The sequence below is a fragment of the Nostoc sp. UCD121 genome, from assembly GCF_014222285.1.
Classification (GTDB): Bacteria; Cyanobacteriota; Cyanobacteriia; order Cyanobacteriales; family Nostocaceae; genus Nostoc.
In genome coordinates, this window is the sequence record NZ_JACKZS010000127.1 from 1 (window position 1) to 22,766 (window position 22,766).

21 protein-coding genes, 2 pseudogenes and 1 CRISPR repeat array are annotated in these 22,766 nt (G+C 41.4%); of the genes and pseudogenes, 9 read left to right on the forward strand and 14 right to left on the reverse strand.

Translation table 11 applies throughout. The annotated features are described in order from the left end of the window. Nucleotides 1-113: 113 nt before the first annotated feature. The 6 genes and pseudogenes from argB to GNF10_RS23470 all read right to left on the reverse strand — a co-directional run bounded on the left by argB (nt 114) and on the right by GNF10_RS23470 (nt 5,955). Nucleotides 114-1,010 (reverse strand): acetylglutamate kinase, encoded by an 897-nt coding sequence (gene argB / locus GNF10_RS23445; protein WP_185585557.1) that lies wholly within the window; start codon nt 1,008-1,010, stop codon nt 114-116. Between the two features lie 129 nt (nt 1,011-1,139). Further along, nucleotides 1,140-1,475: a XisI protein gene (locus GNF10_RS23450; protein ID WP_185585556.1), complete on the reverse strand. Its 336-nt coding sequence runs from the start codon at nt 1,473-1,475 to the stop codon at nt 1,140-1,142. Beyond that, a pseudogene (locus tag GNF10_RS23455) lies at nt 1,463-1,879 on the reverse strand (XisH family protein). Before GNF10_RS23455 ends, GNF10_RS23450 begins: the two are co-directional and overlap by 13 nt. A 17-nt stretch (nt 1,880-1,896) precedes the next feature. Next, nucleotides 1,897-2,445 carry a shikimate kinase gene (locus tag GNF10_RS23460; RefSeq protein ID WP_185585555.1) on the reverse strand — a complete coding sequence of 183 codons (549 nt, stop codon included), beginning with the start codon at nt 2,443-2,445 and terminating at the stop codon, nt 1,897-1,899. Between the two features lie 222 nt (nt 2,446-2,667). Then, nucleotides 2,668-3,136: a CRISPR direct-repeat array (repeat unit 37 nt; unit sequence GTTTCAATCCCTAATAGGGATTTTGATGAATTGCAAT). Nucleotides 3,137-3,276: 140 nt separating this feature from the next. Continuing rightward, a complete protein-coding gene (locus GNF10_RS23465) occupies nt 3,277-4,299 on the reverse strand; it encodes an isopenicillin N synthase family oxygenase (RefSeq protein WP_185585554.1) in 1,023 nt (340 codons plus the stop codon). Nucleotides 4,300-4,464: 165 nt separating this feature from the next. After that, nucleotides 4,465-5,955 carry a BamA/TamA family outer membrane protein gene (locus tag GNF10_RS23470; protein ID WP_185585553.1) on the reverse strand — a complete coding sequence of 497 codons (1,491 nt, stop codon included), beginning with the start codon at nt 5,953-5,955 and terminating at the stop codon, nt 4,465-4,467. A gap of 458 nt (nt 5,956-6,413) precedes the next feature. Between GNF10_RS23470 and GNF10_RS23475 the strand changes: the two genes are divergently transcribed. Genes GNF10_RS23475 through GNF10_RS38795 form a run of 4 tightly spaced genes read left to right on the forward strand, consistent with a single transcriptional unit; the run spans nt 6,414 to nt 8,551 of the window. Further along, nucleotides 6,414-6,881: a DUF4870 domain-containing protein gene (locus tag GNF10_RS23475; protein ID WP_185607242.1), complete on the forward strand. Its 468-nt coding sequence runs from the start codon at nt 6,414-6,416 to the stop codon at nt 6,879-6,881. 38 nt (nt 6,882-6,919) lie between these two features. Continuing rightward, nucleotides 6,920-8,017: a Gfo/Idh/MocA family protein gene (locus GNF10_RS23480; RefSeq protein WP_185585117.1), complete on the forward strand. Its 1,098-nt coding sequence runs from the start codon at nt 6,920-6,922 to the stop codon at nt 8,015-8,017. Between the two features lie 7 nt (nt 8,018-8,024). Then, a complete protein-coding gene (locus tag GNF10_RS23485; protein WP_185585116.1) occupies nt 8,025-8,270 on the forward strand; it encodes an HNH endonuclease in 246 nt (81 codons plus the stop codon). Between the two features lie 35 nt (nt 8,271-8,305). After that, nucleotides 8,306-8,551 (forward strand): hypothetical protein, encoded by a 246-nt coding sequence (locus GNF10_RS38795; RefSeq protein WP_260445996.1) that lies wholly within the window; start codon nt 8,306-8,308, stop codon nt 8,549-8,551. A gap of 71 nt (nt 8,552-8,622) precedes the next feature. Here GNF10_RS38795 and GNF10_RS23490 read toward each other — a convergent pair whose 3' ends face one another. Then, the gene (locus GNF10_RS23490; protein ID WP_185585115.1) at nt 8,623-11,340 is read right to left on the reverse strand and encodes a DUF3536 domain-containing protein; all 2,718 of its coding nucleotides are present in this window, start codon (nt 11,338-11,340) and stop codon (nt 8,623-8,625) included. 527 nt (nt 11,341-11,867) lie between these two features. On the opposite strand from GNF10_RS23490, the gene cax reads away from it, so the two are divergent. After that, entirely contained in the window at nt 11,868-12,959 is a 1,092-nt protein-coding gene (gene cax, locus GNF10_RS23495) for a calcium/proton exchanger (RefSeq protein WP_185585114.1), read from the forward strand. A 63-nt stretch (nt 12,960-13,022) separates the two neighbouring features. Here the strand turns inward: cax and GNF10_RS23500 are convergent, their stop codons facing one another. Continuing rightward, nucleotides 13,023-13,493 carry an EamA family transporter gene (locus GNF10_RS23500; protein ID WP_260446322.1) on the reverse strand — a complete coding sequence of 157 codons (471 nt, stop codon included), beginning with the start codon at nt 13,491-13,493 and terminating at the stop codon, nt 13,023-13,025. Nucleotides 13,494-13,685: 192 nt separating this feature from the next. Between GNF10_RS23500 and GNF10_RS23505 the strand changes: the two genes are divergently transcribed. Next, nucleotides 13,686-14,825: a serine/threonine-protein kinase gene (locus GNF10_RS23505; RefSeq protein WP_185585112.1), complete on the forward strand. Its 1,140-nt coding sequence runs from the start codon at nt 13,686-13,688 to the stop codon at nt 14,823-14,825. A gap of 166 nt (nt 14,826-14,991) precedes the next feature. Here GNF10_RS23505 and gndA read toward each other — a convergent pair whose 3' ends face one another. Next, entirely contained in the window at nt 14,992-16,422 is a 1,431-nt protein-coding gene (gene gndA / locus GNF10_RS23510; RefSeq protein ID WP_012412521.1) for an NADP-dependent phosphogluconate dehydrogenase, read from the reverse strand. 288 nt (nt 16,423-16,710) lie between these two features. Between gndA and GNF10_RS23515 the strand changes: the two genes are divergently transcribed. Next, entirely contained in the window at nt 16,711-17,448 is a 738-nt protein-coding gene (locus GNF10_RS23515; RefSeq protein ID WP_185585111.1) for a Ycf66 family protein, read from the forward strand. Between the two features lie 53 nt (nt 17,449-17,501). On the opposite strand, the pseudogene GNF10_RS23520 reads toward GNF10_RS23515, so the two are convergent. Both GNF10_RS23520 and GNF10_RS23525 read right to left on the reverse strand, forming a co-directional pair. Beyond that, nucleotides 17,502-17,921 (reverse strand): annotated as a pseudogene (locus GNF10_RS23520) (hypothetical protein). Beyond that, entirely contained in the window at nt 17,914-18,132 is a 219-nt protein-coding gene (locus GNF10_RS23525; protein ID WP_185585110.1) for a hypothetical protein, read from the reverse strand. Before GNF10_RS23525 ends, GNF10_RS23520 begins: the two are co-directional and overlap by 8 nt. A gap of 79 nt (nt 18,133-18,211) precedes the next feature. On the opposite strand from GNF10_RS23525, the gene GNF10_RS23530 reads away from it, so the two are divergent. After that, nucleotides 18,212-18,478 carry a type II toxin-antitoxin system ParD family antitoxin gene (locus GNF10_RS23530; protein ID WP_185585109.1) on the forward strand — a complete coding sequence of 89 codons (267 nt, stop codon included), beginning with the start codon at nt 18,212-18,214 and terminating at the stop codon, nt 18,476-18,478. Between the two features lie 143 nt (nt 18,479-18,621). Here GNF10_RS23530 and GNF10_RS23535 read toward each other — a convergent pair whose 3' ends face one another. After that, nucleotides 18,622-20,970 carry a DEAD/DEAH box helicase family protein gene (locus GNF10_RS23535; protein WP_185585108.1) on the reverse strand — a complete coding sequence of 783 codons (2,349 nt, stop codon included), beginning with the start codon at nt 20,968-20,970 and terminating at the stop codon, nt 18,622-18,624. A gap of 80 nt (nt 20,971-21,050) precedes the next feature. On the opposite strand from GNF10_RS23535, the gene GNF10_RS38800 reads away from it, so the two are divergent. After that, nucleotides 21,051-21,176 carry a hypothetical protein gene (locus tag GNF10_RS38800; RefSeq protein ID WP_260446323.1) on the forward strand — a complete coding sequence of 42 codons (126 nt, stop codon included), beginning with the start codon at nt 21,051-21,053 and terminating at the stop codon, nt 21,174-21,176. Between the two features lie 68 nt (nt 21,177-21,244). Here the strand turns inward: GNF10_RS38800 and GNF10_RS23540 are convergent, their stop codons facing one another. Both GNF10_RS23540 and GNF10_RS37995 read right to left on the reverse strand, forming a co-directional pair. Further along, a complete protein-coding gene (locus GNF10_RS23540; protein ID WP_260446037.1) occupies nt 21,245-22,468 on the reverse strand; it encodes a glycoside hydrolase family 10 protein in 1,224 nt (407 codons plus the stop codon). Nucleotides 22,469-22,529: 61 nt separating this feature from the next. Then, a partial coding sequence (locus tag GNF10_RS37995; RefSeq protein ID WP_221644663.1) for a hypothetical protein occupies nt 22,530-22,766 on the reverse strand: 237 nt, incomplete at its 5' end.

A 22,766-nucleotide genomic window follows, 5' to 3' on the forward strand; every position in this document is an offset into this window, starting at 1 on the left:
CAGGGGAAGCTGGGGGGCAGGGAGCAGGGGACAAGAAGTGAGAACTTGAAACAAGTCTTTCCCCTTGTCCTCTTCTCAATTCCCAATGACCAATCCCCCATGCCTCATAACCATCAAGAGGTAAATTGCGAACCCAAAATCATCGTCCCAATCCCAACATCAGTAAAGATTTCTAGTAACAGGGCGTGGGGAATGCGACCATCGATGATGTGTGCGGCACGGACTCCTTGAGCAAGTGATCGCACACAACAACTCACTTTTGGAATCATCCCGCCGCTAACTATACCATTGGCAATCAGTTCACGGGCTTCACGGATATCTACTTTTGGAATCAAAGTAGATTGGTCTTTGTAATCTTTTAAAATTCCACTGGTGTCAGTCAGTAAAATTAACTTTTCTGCTCCTAATGCTGCGGCAATTTCTCCAGCTACAGTATCGGCGTTAATGTTATAAGCTTGCCCCGTCTCGTCTGCGGCGACGCTAGATACTACCGGAATATAGCCATTGCTAGCGAGGGTGTCCAAAATCTTGATATTCACATTGCTGACTTCCCCCACAAAACCGATGCCTTCTTGACCTTGGGAACGCGCTGTAAATAGATTACCGTCTTTACCGCAAAGTCCTACAGCCAATCCACCAGCTTGGTTAATAAGGGAGACAATTTCTTTATTAACTCGACCAACTAAAACCATTTCCACCACATCCATTGTGGCGGCATCAGTGACTCGCAGACCATTCTTAAACTGTGGTTCGATGCCCAGCTTATCTAACCAACTGTTAATTTCTGGGCCACCGCCGTGGACTACAATCGGACGCAAGCCCACGCAGGATAAGAATACAATATCGCGGATAACTTTGTCTTTGAGTGTGCTATCTTTCATCGCTGCGCCACCATATTTGACAACAACAGTGCGACCGGCGAATTGTTGAATATAAGGTAGTGCTTCACTGAGTACACGCACACGAGTGGCTTCAGTTTGCCTGATGTATTCAGAATCGTTGTCCGTCATGAGGAGCCTAACAGAGAGAGTTAAAACCTATTTCAGTCAGTGTAGAAGACTTTGTAACTCGTCACAATCTCTGATGCCAAAGTTGAGTATGTTTGTACTGTTCAGCCAGTTGTTCGAGGAGCGATCGCATTACGCTACGCCATAATCTGTATACTGACGCTTATAAGGAGCTTGCAAACCCAAGACAATATCCTCTCGTGGTACTCCCATCATTACTAATTCTTCTGCTGGATTGCGATCGGTTAAATTCTGTTGCAGCCAGATTTTGCCATCTTTAATATCAAAATGGATCACGCATCGATAAATACGATTAAATCCTTGCCAACCAATATTCATCCATTGATAATGATTGCGTTCTGTGTCTAAAATCAGTTGGACTTCGACATTGTTATCCGAGACATCATCACTGGCATAGTTCGTCAACAATGTTTTAACATATTCTTGATATTTTGCTAGTTTATCCACTCTACAATCACCTCATCTACTGGATTGTAAACAATTAATAGCACCTGATACTGTTTGATCGCAGTTTGAGTAAACTCCAGTTGAAAAAATGTTTTGTACGTATCCAATAGAACTGCTAAGTATAATACTCGCTCTGGTTCATATCCTGCTAATGCTAGACGGGAACTAAGAAATTGTCCCAAAGCAGAGTAAAAATCTGTAATTGCCGAGGGGTTTAAAAAGCTTTTTATTTCAATTGCTATTTTTTCATTTCCTTTTTCTGCGGCAATTATTCTCTCTACGCCTAAATTAATTTAGAAATTGACTTCGCCAAATTTAAATTTTAATGGATCGCTCGTAATCCTCCATTGTTCTTTTTGCAAAGCTTTTTTAACTGATTCATGAAAAATATCTTTTGCAGACACAGTTAGATTAATATTCTTTATTCATGAGAAACAGTTTTTTTTAGTACGCCAGGAATTGCCTCAAGTATTCGCTTGGCAATGTCTTCAGGCGTATCTCCCTCTTGCACGGTGATGTGCAAATCGGCTTGAGAGTAAAGTGGTGTTCGTTGTTCGAGGAGCGATCGCAATTTACCCTTAAGGTCAGCATCTTGCAAGAGTGGTCTGGTGGTATCCTCAGCTAAACGGCTGTAAATGAGTTCAACTGGCACATCTAGCCACACTATCAAACCGTGGTGCAAGTAACCCCAGTTTTCTCGCCGTAATACAATGCCCCCACCGGTTGCTATAGTCAATTTTGTAAAAGCACAAACTTGTGAAAGTACATCACTTTCTATCTGGCGAAACCCTGCTTCACCTTCTTCTGCAAATAACTGATTGATAGATTTATCTGTTGCTTTGGCAATGACACCATCAAGATCCAAAAACCCATAGCCTAGATGCTTTGCTAGTAAGGGCCCTACTGTCGTCTTACCAACACCCATCATGCCAATTAAGTACAGGTTAACTCCTTGTAATAAACTGCTCACCAGTCGCTTCGCTCCAATTATGAGTTGTCACCGTTCGCCTTTGGCATCTCCCCTTGGAAGGAGATTTTAGCCAGGTATTCCTTAGATCAAACTTCTTGCTGATTCACAGTTTTCAATTATAAACCCATTGACTCATACATTTTTGTTTCTCTCCCCAGTATTACCAGCAACTTTTGGGTTTCAATATAGAACGTAAGATATTGCAAAAAGTAGAAACAGCTAGTTTTAATCCCTAATAGGGATTTTGATTAATTACAATCTTTTTTCCTTAATTTACAAGGGTTTGGTTAATTAGTTTCAATCCCTAATAGGGATTTTGATGAATTGCAATGAATTATGTGTTAGGGAGGGTCATTCAGTAATTGGTTTCAATCCCTAATAGGGATTTTGATGAATTGCAATCATATAAATGATACCAAGTTCGGTTGGGGAACCATAGGTTTCAATCCCTAATAGGGATTTTGATGAATTGCAATGTAAACGGATATGTACTTTCAAGCGGACAAATTATGTTTCAATCCCTAATAGGGATTTTGATGAATTGCAATGAATAGTACGTCCATGTTCAGCGATCGCTCTGGTGTTTCAATCCCTAATAGGGATTTTGATGAATTGCAATCCGAAACTTGCCACCAGTGGAGTGGGGACACATAAGTTTCAATCCCTAATAGGGATTTTGATGAATTGCAATCTTTTGGTGAAGTGCTTGCTGGTGTTGAGATAGAAGCACTTTTTTGGGCCTGTAGAATTTGTACACCTACCCTTCCGCGCATTTGACATACAGGAACCTAACGAAAAGGTGACTCAGCAAAGAAGAACTGACTTAAAAACCTATAATACAGTTCGCCGCAATTCTGGAAAAACCTTAGACACCTTATTCAACACATAATCACCATAAGTTCCGCGAAAATCATGAATGTTAGCGTTATCCCAGCGATCGCCTATATTATCATTCCCTACTATATTATCTAATTCAATGGGCTTCACTTCTACATCGAAATTGGGATCGAAAAAGAAGGGGAAGGAAAGGCGATGATTTGGGGACTGGTTTTGTACACGATGAGGTGTAGAACGATAGAAACCTCCCGTCATCTTGTCTAGCATATCGCCGATGTTACAGACAAAAGAACCGGGAACGGGAGGCGCAGCAACCCAACTTGACTTGGATTTAACTTGTAATCCGCCTGAGTCGTCCTGTTTGAGAATGGTTAAAACACCATAATCAGTATGTTCGCCAACGCCCCATATCGGATTACCATCTGACGGTGATAAATTAGGAGGATAGTTAAAGATCCGAAACAACACTAGAGGATCTGAAGTATAACGGTCAGCAAAGTAGGATTCTTCTAATCCCAAACTCAGGGCTATACCAGTCATGAGAATATGCCCCAAGTTTGTCATCGCTTCCATATATTCAAGCACTGTTTCGGCAAATTGGGGAATGTTGGCGGGGAAGAGGTTTGAACCATGCATAGGAGTACCAGCTTGCACTAGTGGGTGTTCGTCTGGGAGTTCAGCGCCAAAGTAAATACCTTCTTTCAAGTCGGGTTTACCGGATGTCAGTTCGCCACCAACGGGAAAATAACCTCGCCATGCAATACCAGCCAAAGCCATACGAATTTTAAGTTTAGTTTCCAAATCCTGGGCGAAAAACTGGCGGCTGAGTTCTTCGAGTCGCTGCTGCAAATTTTCGTCTACACCATGTCCGATAATATAGAAAAACCCCGATTCTCGACACGCTTGCTGAATCTGAGATGCGACGGAATAGAGATTTCCTTTTCCAGAAACTAAGGCGCTAATATCAATAACCGGGAGAGATGAAAACTCTTTCTCCACAACTTGCAAGTTTTTCATGTTCAGCTTGGCAATATATATTCTTGGTTCCAGACTATTTGCCTATTCACATCAGTAATCTGATTATTGTAAAGACGGCGATTCATCGCGTCTTTGTGATGATTTATCGCACCATCAAAAAACCTTAACCGAGCCGTCTTGAGAGCAGTGATATAGTTTAATTATTTAAAATCGCTGACCTGTAGTAACTTCAAATCTAACTTCTCCTTGATCGCTAATTCCTAAGTCGCCACGAATCAACCCAAAAGGTGAGTTCAAGCGTAATCCTAAGCCGTAACCAAAGCCGCTTCCAGGTTTGTCTCGTAAGACTCCTGGTTCTCCTAACACGGTTTCGCTAGACCCGAAATCTGAGGCGAAGTCAGTAAAGACAACTCCACCTATTGACTGGAAAATTGGGAAACGATATTCCACGGAAGCTAAACCATAACTCCGACCACTGGCAACTTTACCATAACCGTAACCTCTGACAGAATCTATTCCACCAATATTAAAAGCATCGGCTGGTGGGAAGTCTCCAATAGTTGTACCAATTTGTAAATTAATCGCCAACATTTCTGGATTATCAGTTGGTTTACCATTACCTATCCAACTAACTGGGAAATACTGAATATAGTCTCCCCGTAAGCGGTTGCTGGAAATATTCCCCAGTCCAATGGGAATCGCTTGTTCTGTGCTGAAGGTGAGGATTGAGCCTTGAGTCGGATTGTCTCGGCGATCGCGTTGATCTCTAGATACGGCAAATGATACTGTAAATAGGTCATCAATTCCAGTACCGCTCACAGATAGGGGACTACCTAATCTATCAACCTGGACAACGTTATATTCTCCATCGCGTAGACTAATTCTGGTATAGTTAAGCGCTACAGATGTATCCCACTCATCAAAAGCTCGTAAAAGTGCTACAGAACCACCAAATCTTCCTTCTCGCACTTTGCTGCCGTCAGCCAATCTGATATCTTCGTTGAAGGTTCCCGATGTATTTCGATTACGAAAACCTCTAACGCTATAGCCTAAGCGGTTTGGTTCTTCAGAACGATAACGACTAGTGAATTGACCATCAAATTGAACATCTTTAGTGCTGAACTGCAAAACTGTATCTAATTTATCGTTCAGACCACTAACATTTTCATCTTTATAACCCACCCGACCGTATAGCCCAACGTCATCATTATTACCGCCTCCTAAGATGAGAGAAGGGAAGCTACGCTCTTTGATTACATAAAGGATATTAACACTAGAAGCATCTTCTTTAGGGTAGACATTTACTTGATTAAATGACTCTAATCTCCTCAATCTTTGCAAGTCTGCTTGAAGTAAATCTTTACTGAATACTTGACCTGGTTTGAGTCTCAGCAAACCAATGACAAAATCTTTCTGAGTTCGCCCTCTGATTGGCAGACCTCTGCTATTAAGAAAACGAATCTGGATATCTTTGACAATTTTTTGGGAAATTTCCAGCGTCTGGCTATCTCCTAAACTAACTCCTATATAACCACCATATTTGGCATACTCTCCCTCTATATGGATCGTAGCTTTTGGTGCGACAATCCCACTAGCCCCATCTTGAGTAGATGGTTGCGAGTCTGCAAGGGCCTCTGGATTTTTACCACCCACTAACATTACTGCGATCGCAACTACAGTTATTTGAACTCGCATATTGAAAATCCGTTAGTGTTATTAAGTTTACAGCATAGAGCGGATCTCTTGTGCGTAAGTTCTATATTAACCTTGCTATTGAGTATCCCAAAATCTGGTTGCTTCGCCAGTACTCAGTATAAACTGTCAGACTGTTTTAAAATTGCGATGACCTCCGGTCGGTCGGAGACCATCGCCTCCGGCGGGCGGTTACGCCATCGCTCAATGCCAAAAGAGGATACAGTCTCAATACAGTTAGGTTTAAGGGGAAAGGTTTTGAATACATCCTTTACCCCTTCCCCAGACCATAAAGAAAGTGAAAAATGCTTATCTAACCGTATTGGGTACAGTCACGGAAATAAAACCTCTATTCGAAAACTATGACGGAGAAATACTCAGATTTTAAGCTCGTTTTTGGCTTTTTTATAGATAATTAGAGTAGGTAATTATCTGGTAAATCTACCTGCACATAAAAAGCCATGAGACAAAAACCTAAACAACAAATGCGTATATGGGCGGTGTTGTGTCATTTATCGGCTTTGTTCGGATGGATATTATTGTTTTTTTTAGTATTTATTGGCATTCCTTTATATTTACCTTTAAATCTTTTAACTCCCCTGATCATTTGGCACTTTAAAAAATCACAATATCCTTGGATTGATTTCCAAGGTAAAGAATCTTTAAATTTTCAATTTTCTTTAACATTATATACATTGATTGTCATAGCAATATCTTTACTTTTTTTGTTAACTAGCTTTGGTCTGGTGATAATTAATAATGGTTCATCCAATGAAATAAAAAATATTTTAGACGGCTTGTTAATTGTACTAATGTCATTAATTTTATTCAAACTCATATTACAATCGTTTGTAGTGACTTTTGCATCTGTAAAAGCTTATAAGGGTGAGTATTATCGTTACCCTTTTACAATTAGAGTCTTGCGATAATTGTAAAACTTATTACAAACAATATAGGGAAAAATTATATGATTGGAGTTGCGATCGCAGGCACTGGATTTGGTCAAAAAGTCCACATCCCTGGATTCCAAGCACATCCTCAAACTGAGGTAGTTGCTGTCTATCATCGAGATATAAATAAAGCAAAAGCCATAGCAGAATCCCATAATATTCCACACGCCTCTGATTCTCTAGCTGATATTGTGGCATTACCAGAAGTGCAAGCAGTCAGTATCTCTACGCCGCCATTTTTGCACTATGAAATGGCAAAAACTGTACTGCAAGCTGGGAAACATTTATTACTAGAAAAGCCAACAACTTTAAATGCAGTCGAAGCTAAAGAACTTTATCAGCTAGCGAAAGCAAAAAATGTGATTGCGACTGTAGATTTTGAATTTCGCTTTGTACCAGCATGGCAGTTGTTTGCTGAATTACTATCAGAAAATTATGTGGGTGAGTTACGCCTAATTAAAATTGATTGGTTAGGTTCTTCTCGTGCTGATACTTCACGCCCTTGGAACTGGTATTCTGACAAAGACAAAGGAGGCGGTGCATTAGGATCTTTGGGTTCCCACGCCTTCGATTACATTCACTGGTTATTCGGGCCAGTCCGTAGATTAAACGCCCATTTGAGTACTGCGATTCCTACAAGAGTTGACCCTGCTAGTGGGGAATCTAAGCCAGTAAATACAGATGACAACTGTATATTAACCTTGGAATTAGCGAATGGTACACCTTGCCAACTTTCTATCAGTGCGGTTGTTCATGCAACAAGAACCCATTGGATAGAAGTATATGGCGATCGCGGTACATTAATTGTAGGCAGTGAAAATCAAAAAGATTATATCCACGGCTTCCGTGTTTGGGGTTCCCAGTCGGGTAAACCGCTAACGGAAATAGAAATACCGAATCGGTTAATTTTTCCCAAAAATTATGCTGATGGGCGGATTTCGGCATTTATCCGCGTAGTAGACCAATGGGTGCAGGGAATTGAATGCAATCAGGAAATTACACCATCACTGCGGGAAGGAATTTATTCTCAGTTGTTGATGGATTTATCCCATGAATCTCATACAAAAGCAAGTTGGGTAGATGTACCTAGCTTGGAAGAATTTCTTAGCAACTAGAGAGAAAATGAGCAAAACTCCCCGTATTCGTATCCCGCCGGAAGTCAAGAAATATGTTTTTGAACGTGACAAATATCAATGCCAAAGCTGCGGTAAAACTACTACAGAAACTCACCTCACTATTGACCATATCATTCCCCTTGCCCGTGGTGGTCAAAATGATATCAGCAATTTACAAACTCTCTGTATTACCTGCAATCAGCAGAAAACAGACAATATTGACCCCCGCTTCCGGCGATATTTTCAGCATTAGGCTAGAATGGTACGGGCTATTCGTCTCTTATTTCTATGCCTCAAAATCACAATAGCAATTCCCGAAGATTCCCAAATATTAAAACTACAATTCTTTACCTCTTCACCTTCATGACTATTTTGGTAATAGCCTTTCCCTGGCTATATGAGGTTAAAACTAAAGCTGGGATCAATATATCACGTAGCCGCCACGCAGGAACCTTTTTTGAGAAACATACCTTCGGACTTTTCAGGTGTGAGTGGCTTTATCCCTATCATTGCGATCGCTCCCAGGCTAAGTAAAGAAAATTAAAAAGAGAAGGGGAAAATTTTCCCCTTCTCTCTGCGTGAGATTTTACCGTGCGTCCCTACATCTATCCCAACTGATTGGAGATCGCACTAACATCAACAGCTAACTTCTTGCCCAACTTGAGCAACTGAAGACACTGATTATCTGCTTCATTTCCAAGGCTAGTAATACACACCGGCGCTATTTGACTGTGCAGACAACTAAAGTAGAGTTCTTGCGATCGCTGTAGGGAAACATCAATATTTAGTTGATCCCCGACATCAATCAACCGCTCCAATAGTTGGATATCTGCATTAAAACTACCATTGGCATCGTGCAACAATTGCCAGAGCGATCGCGCAATTAACTGTTCTAACATCTGCTTACCGTCGGGAATATTCAACCGACAACGCAGATGTTTTGCTTCAGTTGCGATCGCTTCCAATTCTAAGATGTGACTCCAACTCTTTTGGGAATCAGCAATATCTTGCTCAAGCGATCGCAATGTCATCAGACAGCGATGCCCTAAAGCAATATCTGCTGCTACCTGCAATTCTTGCGGTACTGCGATTTCATCTCGATGAAACGCCATCAGCACACCATAATTATCACGGTATGCTTGGGTATACAACTGTCCTAAACGTGTCAGTGTTTCCTCACTAAGCAGCCGCATAATTCGGTGGCGTTCTTCAGCAAATAGATTCTGTAAGTTGAAAGCCTCTTCGCCAAATAGCTGTGTCATCGCCAAGATCGTATGAGCCGCACTAGCTTGTTTTAGCGCACCAAATAGCTTTTCTTTTAATTGGCTGTAGTTACGTCTCCCAGTAAATTGTTGAATGCCACAATGGAAATCCCAGCCTCCCAAATGCAGAACAGCAAATACCAAATGCTCACTTTCCCAAGTAATCTCTGATACCAGCTTTAAATTTCCGACAGCCAGAGTTAGCGATCCCATCCTTTGCATTTGGTAATCTAGCTCATTGGCAGCATAACAATAAACTTTTTTGTGGTAACGCTGAGATTGTTTGTCAGCAACATCTTTTCTAGGCAAAGAATTGTGCGTCTGTGCTGTTTTCTGATTGTTAAATAGGGAAGTAATGGCGTAATGGGATGCTACTTGCTTAAAGCCAAGCTGGGCAGTTAACACAAGTTGCCGATAAATTTCTGCACCGTGTTTGAACTGATCCACATTACTGGGGGCTAAACCAAGACGCTTGACGAAGCCTTTTTCTAACTGCACACCAGCCACATCCCCTGCCAATTCCAAAGCACGGGCAGCGTAGCGCAGAATTTGCGTCCCCTCTGGACGGGAAATTTCTTCAAAAAACCAACCGCAACTAGTGAACATCAACAAAGCGTGACGCTGCATTTCTAAAAGGCGCAAAGCGTCTACTTGTTCGGCTGCGGTTAGTTTGTGGGTTTGATGACGGGCGAGGAAACGGTTAACATTTGCAGCAGAGCGATCGCGCATTACTTGGATATATTCATCCCGTGTTTGCCAGGGATCGCGAAATAACTGTCTACCATGTTCCTCATAAACCTCAGTGAGCTGATCCCGCAGCCAATTGAGGGCATCCCGCAAGGGACGACGCCATTTTTGATGCCAAACACCGCCTTCCCCACCGCAACCACAGTCATCTTCCCATCTGCCGACACCGTGGGCGCAACTCCAGGCTGTGACTGACTTCAATTCCACTTCCCAGCCAGGAGAATTTAAGCTCAGGTAGTGGGCAAAGTTCGTTACTGTCCAACCTTGTTGAGGAAACTCTTTAGTAAAAGCATAAGCTAAAGTTTTCTCTGTTCCTTTCTTGTGATGTCCGAAGGTTTCCCCATCCGTCGCCACAGAAATTAACTGTGCCAGACGATGATCCCCACGTACTGCTGAACCGATACGTCCAGCAAAGTGACTGGAATTATAAACCACATCACTAAAACCCATGTCCCGCGATATCGGCCCATCGTAGAAGAAGATATCAATGTAGGGTAATTCTTCTGTACTACTATCGTTGGGGCTAGTGGCGATCGCATTTAGAGGTGAAGATGAAGTATCTAATGTGGGCTTTAAATAACAACGATAGGGACGGGTAGAATCAATCTGACTACCGCCTACTTCAATCCATTCCGGATGGGGATGATCTTGAGTGGGGAGGGGACGGCAACGCAATGCTTGAGACGGTGCAAGGACAATGAAGCGGATACCCTCAGCAACTAGAGCTTCTAGGGTTGCGTAGTCTACAGCAGTTTCTGCTAGCCACATCCCTTCGGGATCGCGGCCAAAGCGGGAGCGGAAGTCTTCTTTACCCCAGCGAATTTGAGTATATTTGTCGCGCTCATTCGCCAGAGGCATGATGATGTGATTGTATACTTGCGCGATCGCATTGCCATGACCATGCAAGCGTTGGCTACTCTTGGCATCCGCCTCTAAAATCCGCTGATAAACTTCCACATCGTAGCGTTCTAGCCACGACATCAGCGTCGGCCCGATATTAAAACTAAAATACTCGTAATTATTGACGATCCCCACCACTTCACCTTGGTCATTTAAGACTCTGGCAAAGGCATTCGGGCGATAGCATTCCCAATGAATCCGCTCATTCCAGTCATGGAAAGGTGCAGCGCTCGGTTGGCGTTCAATTGCGTCCAGATAAGGGTTTTCCCTTGGTGGCTGGTAAAAATGACCATGCACCGTCACATAAACACCATTAGCCTTTCTCAGGGGATCGGTTTCTTTAGTGTTATTGGGATCTGAATGTAATGTTAACGTTGAGCCAGAGCTAGCTGGCATTTCAGCAGCAGAAGTCATGTATATTTATCCAAAACAAAAAACTTGCAGTTGCACCGAAAACATTGTGCATAAACCTTTCTCCAATGGTTTAAACACAAAATCCGGTATAAACAACAACTATGGAATCCAACCAAATTTTTGACAAATCTTTCTCATTGTAGTGGGAAATCTGCGTTATCGCACAGCCCTTTCCCTGAAGGCTCAAATGTAATTAGCCATTGAACAAAAACTCAGTTAGGGGTTTCCTCGTTAGCAGCGCCAATTAAAATTTTAATTGTCTTTTAATATATTAAACCCCATTCTTGATGTAATATTTTGGCTCCAATTCATACTTTTGCAACGAAAGATTACAAAAACTCCTTAAATCGCAATCTTATTTTACATACGCTGTAGTGAACTGAAAACAGTACAATTTCTGAATTGGTCTACAGGTTGTTGAGAGTATCCTATGGGAGTGATGAGTGAAAGTAATTTTTAATTCAACACTCCAAATTTAAAATTTAGGATTGCTAGCTGTGAATGATACCCTCAACCCAAAACAACAAATGTCAACCAAAAACATTATTCTTTTCGTTCTATTACTGTTTATCCCGGTTTCTGTAGCAGCCCACTTTCTGGAATGGGGAGAATTGATAGTTTTCATTACAGCTGGATTAGCAATTTTGCCCTTAGCAGCTTGGATGGGTACAGCCACAGAAGAAATTGCTGTTGTAGTGGGGCCGTCATTGGGGGGCTTGTTAAACGCCACCTTTGGTAATGCAACAGAACTAATAATCGCCCTAGTAGCGCTAAACGCTGGGTTAATAGATGTAGTTAAAGCTAGTATCACGGGATCGATAATCAGCAACTTACTACTGGTAATGGGTTTTTCCATGCTTTTGGGAGGGCTGCGCTACAAAGAACAGACATTTCAGCCAATTGTGGCGCGGGTGAATGCTGCTTCGATGAATTTGGCAGTGATTGCCATTTTGATGCCAACGGCGATGAATTACACTTCTCAAGGAATTAACGAAGAAACAGTACAAAATCTTTCTATTGCTGTTGCTGTAGTGTTAATTCTGGTTTATGCCCTAACGCTGCTATTTTCGATGAAAACCCACTCCTATTTATATGACGTGGGTGTAGCGGAGACAGAAGAAGAGGAAACCCCTCACGCGAAACCAAACATGATGTTGTGGGTTGGTGTCTTGCTAGTATGTACCTTACTAGTGGCACTTGAGTCAGAAATGCTAGTAGATTCTCTGGAAGTGGCCACATCTCAGCTAGGTTTGACGGCGCTGTTTACAGGGGTAATTTTGGTTCCCATCGTCGGTAACGCGGCTGAACACGCCACAGCAGTCACCGTGGCGATGAAAGATAAGATGGATCTTTCCCTTTCGGTAGCTGTGGGATCAAGTATGCAGATTGCCCTATTTGTTGCACCCGTGTTGGTAATAGCTGGGCGAATATTGGGTAAACCAATGGATTTAGATTTCAAACCCTTTGAATTAGTTGCTGTGGTTGTTTCAGTGTTGATTGCAAACAGCATTAGTTCTGATGGTAAGTCCAATTGGCTCGAAGGCACTTTGTTGTTAGCTGCTTATACAGTATTGGGATTCGCCTTCTACTTCCATCCGGTTATGGGAGGTATGGGGTAGTTTAGGAGTGCGATCGCTCATAGTTTAGCTCAAAGCGATCGCACATGATTATGAGTAATGACTTTAAATGATTAAAACTAAAGTACCTATGACTACTAACCCACTTCCTAAAATAATCTTCCAGTTTAATGGTTCTCCTAGAAAAATGACTGAAAATAATAAAACTAATACCAAGCTTGATTTATCAATTGGTGCGATCAGGGAAGCTTTTCCGACTTGTAAAGCTTGGAAGTAAAAAATCCATGATAAACCTGTAGCTAATCCAGATAATAATAAGAAAATCATTGTTTTTTGAGGAATGGCTAAAATATTAACTGCGTTTCCCTCAAAAAATACAATCCCCCAAGCAACTACTAAGATAACAACAGTGCGGATTGCTGTTGCTAAATTAGCGTTCACATTTTCTACCCCAATTTTGGCAAAGATAGTTGTCAATGCTGCAAAGCCAGCCGAAAAGAATGCATATATCCACCACATTGTACTGTTGCTCTCCATCTTCCCTCGTGATTCACTAGTGAAAATTAGCAATGTCATTTAGGCTCATGTTAGATTAGATTACTCCGTACAAACTGCGATCGCTGATTTTCAGGGAATTGTTAAATCCACGCTTTCATCCCTTCTGCGTTACACAAATCCCAAATCCAAAATTTATAATTCAAAATCTGTTAATTACCCTCTTTTGCCTGGGACAGGAGAAAATAAGAACATATAAGAGCGATCGCCTGTATGAGCTACTGCCTTAATCCCCATTGTCCCAAGCCAGAAAATCCTACTGATGTCAAGTTTTGCCGGACTTGCGGTTCCAAGCTACTCCTTAAAGAACGTTACCGCGCTATCAAACCAATCGGACAAGGTGGTTTTGGCAGAACCTTCTTAGCTGTGGATGAGGATAAACCCTCAAAACCACGCTGTGTAATTAAGCAATTTTATCCCCAATCCCAAGGCACTAACACTCTTGCCAAAGCCGTAGAGTTATTTAATCAAGAAGCGGTGCAGTTAGATGAACTGGGTAAACATCCCCAAATTCCCGAACTACTGGCATATTTTACCCAAGAAGACCGACAGTATCTGGTACAAGAATTTATCGACGGGCACAACTTAGCCCAGGAATTGGCACATAGGGGTGCTTTCAATGAAACGCAAATCCGGCAACTATTAAATGATTTATTGTCAGTTTTACAATTTTGTCATGCTAGACACGTAATTCACCGTGATATTAAGCCAGAAAATATTATTTTACGCGAGAGCGATCGCAAACTAGTTTTAGTAGATTTTGGTGCTGCTAAATCTGCCACTGGCGCTGCCTTAAATCAAACTGGTACAAGTATTGGTAGTCCAGAATATGTTGCCCCTGAGCAAATGAGAGGTAGGGCTGTTTTTGCCAGCGATATTTATAGCTTGGGTGCTACCTGTATTAATTTATTAACCCAGCGATCGCCTTTCGATTCTTATGATACTAACAACGATACTTGGGTTTGGCAGAAATACTTAAAAACTCCTATTAGTAATCAGTTGAGCCGCATTCTCAACAAAATGCTAGAAAGCATTCCCGTTCGGCGTTATCAAACAGTAGATGAAGTTCTTAAAGACTTAAATCAACATTCGCAAGTAGCAGCCACGCCAGCGATAAAGCCAAAGCCTATCCCTCAATCACCACCCAATTTTCCACCCGCTTTTGTATCGCCATCTTCTAGTCAAATCGATCTAGAATTAGAGGAAATGAAAACTCAATTTCTGGGTGGCAACAAACCTCAAGCAAATAAAATACAACCACCAATTTCGACATCTCAGCCGACGAGTACAAACGAAATAGATCAAGAATTAGAAGAATTAAAAGCCAAATATCTTGGTAATAATAATCCTTAAAATCAATAAACAGTAGAGAATTGCTATTATCCTCCTCTCTTCTTCTGCGTTCTCTGCGCCTCTGCGGTTCGTTAAAAAAGTGGCTCTGAAACTCAGAGCCACTTATAAATCTGTATTTTGAAACTGACTAACCTTTCACAATATTCTGATACAGATGTGCAAAAGCTTACTTACCAGCTTCAGCAATAGGAACCCATTCAGTATGGAAACTTCCGGGCTTGTCAAGACGCAGGTAAGTATGTGCGCCAAAGTAGTCGCGTTGTGCTTGAGTTAGATTTTGAGGCAAGCGATCGCGGCGATAGCTGTCAAAATAATCTAAGGAGGCGCTAAATGCGGGTACTGGAATTCCTACTGTTGCGGCTGTCGCAATCACTTCCCGCCAAGCAGTCTGTCTGTCAAGAATTGTCTGCTTAAATTCGGGAGCTAACAGCAAGTTAGGCAAAGCTGGATTTTCGCTAAAAGCCTTCTTAATCTTATTCAAAAAGCGAGCGCGAATAATACAACCACCTTTCCAAATCCGCGCCATTTCGCCCAGATCCAAATTCCAGTTATATGTTTTTGAAGCTGTGGATAGCAACGCCATCCCTTGAGCATAAGAACAGATTTTTGAGCAATAGAGAGCATCACGTACTTTGTTGATAAAGTCTTTAGTTTGCCCGTCATACTTGCCACTGGGGCCTGTGAGGACTTTAGATGCTGCAACCCGCTCATCTTTAATCGAAGATATAATCCGGGCATTAACTGCTGCTGTAATTGTGGGAATAGCAACTCCCAATTCCAATGCAGTTTGCACAGTCCAGCGTCCAGTTCCCTTTTGACCGGCTGCGTCAACAATCAAATCCACCAGGGGTTTATTTGTTTCTGGGTCAATATATGGGAAGATATTCTTCGTAATCTCAATCAAAAATGAATCGAGTTCATCGGTGGTATTCCATTCAGCAAACACATCATGTAGCTGACTGGGGTTTAATCCAGCGACATTTTTCAGCAAGTCGTAGGCTTCAGCAATTAGCTGCATATCGCCATACTCAATGCCATTGTGTACCATTTTGACATAATGGCCAGAACCACCAGGGCCAATATAGGTTACACAAGGGCCATCATCGACTTGGGCAGCAATTTTGTTGAAAATTGGTGATAGAAACTCGTAAGAGCTTGTTGTACCTCCAGGCATCAGAGATGGGCCATTTAGTGCCCCTTCTTCACCGCCACTGACACCCATACCAAGATACCGAAGCCCTGCGGGTTCTAATTCCTGAGTGCGTCGTTCCGTATCTTCAAACCAAGAGTTGCCACCGTCGATAATGATATCGCCTTCCTCTAACAAGGGTTTGAGTTGAGCAATCACCGCATCCACTGGCTTACCAGCTTGCACCATTACTAGAATTTTGCGGGGACGTTCCAATAAGGCAACGAATTCTTCTAGAGTAAAGGCGGCTTTGACGTTCCTTCCTGTAGCACGCTGCGCCATAAACGCATCCGTTTTTTCGCGGGAGCGGTTGTAAACTGCAATTGGGAAGCCATTGCGCTCTACGTTGAGAGCGATGTTCTCACCCATAACGGCTAATCCAATCACACCAAAGCTTTGTAGTGTCATAAAAAATTTCTGGCTAACTCTCTTGCAGATCCTTTTACTTTAAGGGTAGTCCGATATTTTCCCTTCTCTCCTAAAGAAGACCTTAAGAGTTGAATAAAGGGCAAAAATCCACAACTAACAGGGATAATTAATTTTAATTTGTATCTAAATCAACAATTGACTTGCAAAATTGTTAATTAAGGGATTGGGGACTGGGGATTAGGGACTGGGGACTGAGAAATTCTTTCCTAGTACCCAATACCCAATACCCAATCCCCAATCCCCAATAGTGAAAGGAGTAACCAAATAATGCTGGCATTTGTCCTAGCTTTGGTGGTCGGTATTGGTAGTTTAGCCATTTACATAGCAGCTTTCTTTTTTCCAGAAATCCACCGTAAGAATGACTTTATCTGGAGTGGCGTAGGACTATTCTATGCTTTAGTCTTATGGGTGTTTGCACCACGCATTACTGGAGGTTTGTTGCTGGGTCATGTGGCTAGTGTGGCTCTTTTGGTCTGGTTTGGCTGGCAAACTCTATCATTACGTCACCAACTGACCCCCCAGGCACAACAAACTCAAGTACCCAGTCCTGAGACGGTGAAAGCTGGAATTCAGGAACAGGTGAATAAGTTGTCTATTCAGGAACGGCTGGGTCAGTTGCAAAAAGGTCTTGGTAACACCTTCAGTGGCATGAAAGATAAAGTGCAACAAACTGGGAGTAAAAAGCCACCCACAACCCCCAAACCTGAAGACATTACCTCTGTACTGGCAGAGAAACCTACTGTTGAGATTATCGACAAAACTACTGCCATACCAGAAAAACCAGCAGAGGAGACAGTTACTACTGACACCGAAGCCAAAACCGAGAGTGTACCGGAAGCGATTCCACCACATCCCCCATCTCCCGAATTAGTGGAAGCAGCGCAACCAGATTTTGAAATTGAGGATAAGCAACCGATTCCCGTAGAAGAAATCGCGCCGGATGCGTTACTTGCTCCCCCGGCGGAAGCACCACCGGAAGAAATACCGCCTAATCAAGGTAGTTAAATTCTGTGAAACCCAGCGTTAACCTAATATAATGTTGGGTTTCACTATTTTCATCAGGCTATTTTAGGGCTAATTTCAAATACTAATTCAGAACGATAGAAGCACACATCAAACGCTAAAAAGAAATTCATGTGTCCTAAAATCAATGGGGCGTTTCTATCTCTTGTCCAAGCAAAAGCTAGCTCTACTGTCGGAAATTGCTCAACATTTGCCATCAATACCAATGCCCTCGCCTCAAACCTAGCTAAATTACCACCCAATGGAACGGAGAGTCTTTGACGTTCCCAAACTGCTCCCAGCCTTAACCCGATTTCGTAGGGCAATACGTTGACAGTAGAACCAGTATCTAGTAAGCCTGATACACTTACAGAACGATTCTGATAAGTGAGAATTAGCGGTAGATAAGGTAGCGTACTTAATGCACCGAGTTCTGGATTTACCTAAGTAAATGCAAATCTAACTTTATCAACCATGTGTTGCCGCTTTTTCTTCTGCTAATGCCTTCGCTAAAACAGCAGCAGCTTCAAAAGAATCATATAAACCAAGACTAGCTACTTTGTCCTGAGCATCCAATGGGACTAAACTTGATTCCTTCAAAAATTCGGCTGCCAGGAAATGTATTAGTAAAAGTTTATCAGCGTGAGATAATTCTTTAACTAGCGGTATGAGTTCGGTAAGAAGCATAAGTTAAGGCTTTAATGAATTTAGATAAATTTTAGAGCATAGTTTTGGGAATGCTCTTAACTAACTAAGGATAAAAATTATGAACATCCAACTGAAGGCGGAATACGAGCAATTTATACAAACCCGAATTGCTACAGGTAGATATGAAAATGCTGAGGATGTGATTGCTAAAGCATTGAAACTGCTGGAAGAATGGGAGAAGGGTTATCAGGAATGGGAAGAAGAAACCCATAAAAAAATAGCTGTTGGGCTTGCTTATATTGAACGTGGAGACGTAATAGATGGTGAAGTGGTGATGGCGCGACTGCCTGAAAAATTACGCCAACAGAAAGCCCTTGCTGTTTAGCTTGTTGTGCAAGATAGTGTTCTAATTCTGGTGGCAAGTTCAGGGTTAAGGTCATAAGTCTCTTTTGAGTGACACCATATATTTTAAACCTGCCAAACCAGAAAGATTCAGATTACCTACGGTTACAGAGATATCTCTCAAAACTATCGTCTTGTATTCTCTTTACGGGTTTTATCTACATGGGCTTTACGTGTCAGCAATTGCAGATTATCTATGGTAGTTAAACCACCCTTAGACATAGGTTTAATGTGATCAATTTGAAAATCTCTCCGCATCTGGCTTTTAACTCCACTGATTGCACAAGTTATAAACCCTTTTGCATCTGTGTGCTTGGCAAATACAGCATTTTTAATTTTTCTGTATTCAAGAATATCTCGCTCTTTGATTTCATAGAGAGTTAGCTTCTCTATTGGTACAGTATCAGGAATTACAGTTGGTATTGATACTACAGCATTCGGGTATAGCCCTTCAATCTTAAGAGCTTCAATGTCTAACTGCTTCCTGAAATATAGCTTTTCGTCACTAAATAAAACTTGCCAAAAAGACGTTTCATCATTCCAGAGAGAGTCGATGTAATCAGACTTTGCTCTACCGCCTAATGAATTGTCGTAGATATGTCTTGCTACAATAGATAAATCACACTTCCGTCTCTCGCTGAAGGCTAGAAAATCTGGTATTTGTTCATTTTCATTCTGAGCATAGAAACGCAAGATATTTTCTACATCTTCATCTCTATAACCAAGTAAAGTTTGATAGTTAGGAAAATAAATTTGCTTTGCAGTTTGCAAAAGATATTCAAGTTCTGCTTCGGTCAATATTTCTCTGTCTTGTAAATCAATACTTTGAAATAGAATTTTCAAATCATGTACAAAGTTGTCGTATGCCTCTTCTGTATCGTCATATAACAATACATCATAGTTGGTAGTTTTAGGCTCATATCCTTCAGACGGTTCAAGAATGGAAAAACGATAAATTCCAAGAGGAACTCTCTTTAAAAATTCTAGTTCTTCGACATAAGTAGTATCAATTGAATCATCCATGATACGAGCGAATTCTTCGATCATCTCAATAGATATGAGCCGAGCAATTCTATGACTTGATAAAATGGGTTTTCCATCAAATTCACCGCCTCGACCGTCAAGCTTTTCCGGGTTCACCCAGTTAATTTTGTTTTCCCATTCATCAATAAAGCTAACTACATAGGCTTTTTCTGTACCGCCTGCTTTTTGCCCACGCAAAGCCCGACCAATCATTTGTGTCATTAGTATTGTGGATGTAGTAGGGCGTGTGAGAAAAACAGTTTGTACATTAGGTAAATCCGTTCCTTCAGTTAAAATTTCTACATTTATTAATACCTCAAGCTCTCCATTTCTAAATTTTTGTATTTTTTCTTTATTGTCTTTTGCCGCAATTGTAGCGCCTGTAGTTAAATCTTTCACTGCTGCTACAATAAAATCAGAATTAATTCCTGCATCCTTAAAGACTTTGTTCAAAGCAACTGCGTGTATAACATCAATAGCAAAGACTAAAAGAGGTTTATATCTCTCTCGATTTTTAATATAGTGAGCAACAATTTGATTGTTACGTTTACTATCTTCAGCAATTCTTTTAGCTATATCTTGTGGTAGCCTGTCAAAATTCTCAATTGCCTTGATTTCTTGGGCTGTCAATTTTTGCTTTATTTGTATCTTCGTTTCTAGGTTTTCAAATATTGGTTCAGCAAGGATTCCCCTAGCAACTAAATTTCTCAGATGTTCTGAAAAGATAATATCATTTGGAAAAACTAATTTTAGCAAACCCTTCTCACTCTCATCTGTTCGGAAGGGAGTAGCTGTTAACCCTAGCATTTGAAAACCGTTATGATGACCTCGTTTACTTAGATCATCCTTGACAGCATTAATTAATTTACGATAAGTCTTAGCTGTTGCATGATGCGCTTCATCTACAACTAAAAGAACTTCGTGTAAGTCACCGACCCAATTTTTCAACAAGTGATCAAGCCCACTGTTTAGACTATCTTTACTGGCAATGATGATGTCATCAGTCTTTTGAATGTTTACAGGTCGATCGTGTTTAGGATGACCTGAAATAATACGGTATCTAAATCCTGATACCTTGCTCAATAATGATGAATAGGCGCTAAGTTGAAGTGTCTCAAGTGCTTGGTCAAGTAGTTCATGACGATGAGCAATCCACAGAACCTTTTTCTTGTTGTTAATGAAATTACGTAGTAGCCAGTGAACTGCTGTTAACGTTTTTCCGCCACCCGTGGGTAGAACTAGCAAGCCTTCAAAGGCATTTTTATTAATTTCATTCAGTGCTTTGATTGCTTCGTTTTGGTGGGAGTATAGCTCTTTGGAAGCCTCACCCCTTGTTACTTTGATTAGACCTGCGTATGTAACTTGAACAGTTGTCATAATATCTAAAATCCTAGAAAGACTGTGCTTTAGGGGAAAGGCTGTAACTATTGCTAAATCAACGGATTGCTGCAATCCATTACCCTAATTGTCAGTATTCCCGAACTGATGTGCTGTCTAACTAATTACTAGAATATTTATGTAGGATTCAATGTATGAATAAATACTTTAATTTAGGCGATCGCACCTTTGAAAGTAAAATTAAGCTATTTTGGGCTTTATCTAACAAGATTCCCAACTTCTTTGCAGAAGCTAGGAATCTAAGCCTTTCAGAACGGTAGGCGATCGCACTAATATTAGACAAAAAAACTTAATTTCTAGCCCACTAACGTAATCTTCAACAGAAAAGTTATTCAATTCTGGCGCGGAGTGCAGGAGATGGAAAGAGACTTCCAAATCCAATTTGTCGCTCGTTTAAGGGTTCTAGAGCATCGTTCCAAAGACTTTCATAATAAAAGAAAGTTACGCCTAGACCACGTTCTTGAGCAGCCCGCACTTGAGACTTAATTTGCTGCATAGGAACTGGATTATTTCGTAACCCAGTCATAATCCCAATTCCAGTTGGAATTATTTTTTGGGCTTCTTGAATTTCTGAGCGAGAAATATTAGCCACAAAACTTTGTAGATTCGGACGATAAACTTGCACAATTAACTCGTCCACAATATTTTGTCGTATCCAATTCAGCCAGTCTTGCAGGTGAAACTTGTAAGCAAAATCATAGTAATTAGGAGAAACAGAGAAAATCGCCTGTGGTTTTCTCTGTTTCACGGCTTGGTTAAGTTGTACCATGAACGCCGTAATTTTATCTGCCCGCCACTTTACCCATGCTGCATCTTGGGAATTTTTTGGGGGAGCATTTTTGGTTTCTTTGGTGTACAAAGCAACTGTATATTGATCGTAGCCAAATTCGTGAGGTAAACTCATGTGATCGTCAAACTGAATACCATCGGCATCATATTGAGTGACAGTTTCTAGCACTAGATTGGTGATGAACTGTTGCACTTGCGGATGGAACGGATTGAGCCACATCACCTCACCAGCCGCACTAATGGAAGTTTGGCTACCATCCCGCTTTTGTGTGAACCAATCAGGAAAATTCAGTGCCAATTCTGAGGTTGGGGGAGCCATGAAACCAAATTCAAACCAGGGAATCACTAGCAATCCTTTGCGATGGGCTTGGTTAATCAGGTCTGCAAGAATATCATGTCCATCGGAACCTTTGTAGATAAAAGGTTGAATACCAGCACGTTGTGCGATCGCACTGGGATACATCACATAGCCAGAATTCCACACCACAGGATAGATTGTGTTGAAGTTCAGCCGTCGTAATTGACTCACGGCATCTTGCACTTTATCCCGATTTTTGAGGGTGTCAAAATCATTGGTGGTCATCCAAACCCCGCGAATTTCTTGACGGGGTAACTGTGCGATGGCGCTGAAGCGCCCACCTTCGGTGATCGCAGGGGTGAAACTGTCTACCAGTAATACCGTAACAAAGGATATTAAAATGAGAATCGGAAAAAGATACTTAAGTAGTCGCCGCCAACTTTGAATAATAAAAGGTGATTTCATAAATTTGAATGATGCATTAGCTACCCACACACGCCATTGCTCGCTTTTACGATTAAATCTACTAACCATATAGTATATAAGTATTTATGCTTAGTACATGATTGATGAGTTGGTAGTTGTTCGTCCCCTGCTTATGGAACTTTTGCACCAGAAAAACTAAAGCAGACAATATTAAGATAGTTGACGCAGCTAGTAAGCATTTGTGCCCAATAGATATTGGTATGAGGAATAGGGCATTGGGCATGGGGCATTGGGTATGGAGGAAGGCAAGAATTTCTTCGTTAGCTTCCCCTGCTTC